The 2,744-nt window shown below is 61.6% G+C and carries 2 protein-coding genes; one reads left to right on the top strand and one right to left on the bottom strand.

Features of this window, described 5'->3' with window-relative positions; all coding sequences use genetic code 11:
- Positions 1 to 212 precede the first annotated feature (212 nt).
- Positions 213 to 1,499, bottom strand: coding sequence for a Na+/H+ antiporter NhaC family protein (locus ACTQY1_RS11125; RefSeq protein ID WP_441374203.1), 1,287 nt, complete (start codon positions 1,497 to 1,499; stop codon positions 213 to 215).
- A 122-nt stretch (positions 1,500 to 1,621) separates the two neighbouring features.
- Here ACTQY1_RS11125 and ACTQY1_RS11120 point away from each other — a divergent pair, with 122 nt between their 5' ends.
- On the top strand, positions 1,622 to 2,560 hold the full coding sequence (locus ACTQY1_RS11120; protein WP_441374202.1) for a LysR family transcriptional regulator: 939 nt from the start codon (positions 1,622 to 1,624) through the stop codon (positions 2,558 to 2,560).
- Positions 2,561 to 2,744 lie beyond the last annotated feature (184 nt).

The raw sequence follows: 2,744 nt of genomic DNA, 5'->3' as shown, positions 1-2,744 counted from the left end.
ACGAAAACCGTCAAGCGGTAGGGGCGCGCAACCGATCCACAGCTCCATTCTAATCGTACCGTAATTCACTATAAAAGGGAATATCTGGTACAACTCTATTATACGAGGGGCTTGCCGAAGGCGAGCCCGTCCCGGCCGCCCAGAGGGCCATAGGTTCAAAGCCGGATGCCGGGCATCCGGCCACCACCGGCCCCTGACAGGGACTTCTCCTGTCAGCCGGGTCTTTCCGTCCACAGATTCCACAGGGGCATCAGATACAGGTAGCAGGCCAGGGGAATGGAGGCGGCGGGAGCTCCGGCGGATTCCAGCACCACCGCGCAGGCAATGGACCAGGGCACCAGGGGGGCCAGGAGGACGGCGGTGTCTTCCAGGGTCAGGGCGGCCTTTTCCGGGGTCCAGGGCAGTTTCCGGCACAGCTGGTGGGTCAGGAGGATGGTGAAGGACTGGTTGCAGGCAATCAGGGAGGTGAACAGGGCGGTGAGGGTGGCGGCGGTCTGGCAGCCCCATTTCCGGGCCCAGCCCAGGCAGCGTTCCTGGAGCCCGTCCAGGAGGCCGGTGCCTTTGAAGATCCCGGCATAGGAGGAGGAAAGGCACACAATGGCCCCCACCTGGACCATGGACAGGATGCCGCCTCCATCGGTCAGGGAGGCCAGGGAGGGATCGGGAGCATGGTAGCCCCAGACCAGCACCTGGAGCAGGGCGGCCGGAGACATGTGCTGGACCAGCAGGCTGAGCAGGGAAGCCAGCAGGATACTTACGGCCAGGTTGGTCTTGACCGGCACCTGCAGCAGGCTCAGCACCAGGATGCTCAGGGCAGGGAGCAGCAGCAGGGGGGTGAAGGTGTACAGACTGGCCAGGGCGGCGGCAGGGGCCGCAGTCTGTCCCTGGTGCCGGGACAGGAACCCCAGGGACAGGTAGAACAGGCTGGAGAGGACAAAGGGCACCAGGGTGGAACGGGCCATGTTCCGCAGGTTCCGGTACAGGTTGGTACCGGTAAGGACGGCCACCAGCAGGGCACTGGTGGAAACGGGACTCATCCGGTCTCCGAAATACACCCCGGACAGGATGGCTCCCCCGGTAAACAGGGGCGGGATCCCCAGGCTGATGCCGATTTTCATGGTGATCACCCCCATGGTGGCGGCGGTGCCGAAGCTGGTGCCCAGCAAAAAGGAAATGTTGCAGTTGAGCCAGAAGGCCAGGAGCAGGAAAAGCGCCGGATGGATCAGCTGGCCGGCGGCGGTGACCAGGTAGGCAATGGTGCCGGCGGACCGCCACACCCCGGTGAGGAGGCCGATGAGCAGGAACACCAGGAAAATGGTCCGGACCCCCAGGACCCCCTCCCAGGCCATGGTGAGCACCTGAGGGAGGCTGTGGCCCTGATGGAGGCCGTAGCCGGCAAACAGCAGGAAGCCCAGGACCAGGGCACCCAGCAGGGGACCCTGGAACAGGACGAATGCCAGAAGGATGAGACAGAACAGCAGCAGGACGCGGTTTTCCATAAGAAGGGCTCCTTTCGCAACCTTGGATACCTGCAGTGTACCAGTTTTTATCATCGTATACAAACTGTTAATAAAAGTATATAATACAGGTAAAAGACGATAATACGAAAGGAGAGAGTTCCATGAATTTCAACACCATCCGGTATTTCCTGATGACGGCCCAGGAGGCCAGTTTTTCCCGGGCGGCGGACCGGCTGTACATTACCCAGCAGACTCTCAGCGGCCAGATCGCGGCGCTGGAAAAGGAGCTGGGGTGCCGGCTGTTTGTCCGGAAGGTGCCCCTGCAGCTGACCTACGGAGGGGAGGTGTTCCTGGAGTATGCCCGGCGGTTCCAGGGGGAATACCGGTCCCTGGGCCAGGCTTTCCAGGACATCAATCACCGGGACCGGGGCCGGCTGAAAGTGGGAATCGCCTATACCCGAGGCCATATCCTGCTGCCCAAGGTGCTGGGGGAATTCCAGGCCCGGTATCCTCTGATGGAAGTGGAGATCCGGGAGGACAGCAACGCGGAACTGCTCCGGCAGCTGGAGGAAGGGGGGACGGACCTGGTGGTGGCCTATTTCCCTGAAGCTATCCCCGGGATCCGGACCCGGGTGATCCAGCAGGAGGAAATCCGGCTGCTGGCAGACCGGAAGCTGCTGGAGCGGCAGTATGGGGCAGGGACGGACCAGGTGATCCGGAAGCTGCAGGAAACCCGGGATGCCCGGGTGCTCCAGGCCTGTCCTTTCCTCCGGACTGACGAGGCGGACCTGGCAGGGTATCTGGTGGCCCGGTACCTGAAGGGCCTGAAGTTCCAGCCCCGGCAGAAGGTGAAGTCCCACAACCTGGAGCTGCTGCTGGAAATGTGCGTGGCCGGGGCAGGGGTGTGTTTTTCTCCGGATTACCTGGTGGAAGGGTTCCTGAAGCCGGACCAGCGGAAGGATCTGGTGGAGGTGCCCCTGGGGAAGGAAATGAGTTATCCCATCTGTTTCGGATGGAAAGAAGAGGGCCGCACCTGGAGCATGGTGGAAAAGTTCATGGAATGTGCGGAAAAAGTCCGGGAGCCAGTCTCCAGGCTCTAGTCGATGGAAGGAACCCGCAAGGCGGGTTCCTGGGAATATAGGAAAATAGCAGGCCAGGGAAGGGCGTGCCTGGGGCGCGCCCCTCGTATAATAGAGTTGTACCAGATATTCCCTTTTATAGTGAATTACGGTACGATTAGAATGGAGCTGTGGATCGGTTGCGCGCCCCTACCGCTTGACGGTT

This window comes from Acidaminococcus sp. HCP3S3_G9_1, from assembly GCF_052122455.1.
Taxonomy (GTDB): domain Bacteria; phylum Bacillota; class Negativicutes; order Acidaminococcales; family Acidaminococcaceae; genus Acidaminococcus.
The sequence above is the reverse complement of the archived record's forward strand: the minus strand, read 5'-3'. Positions and strand labels throughout refer to the sequence as shown.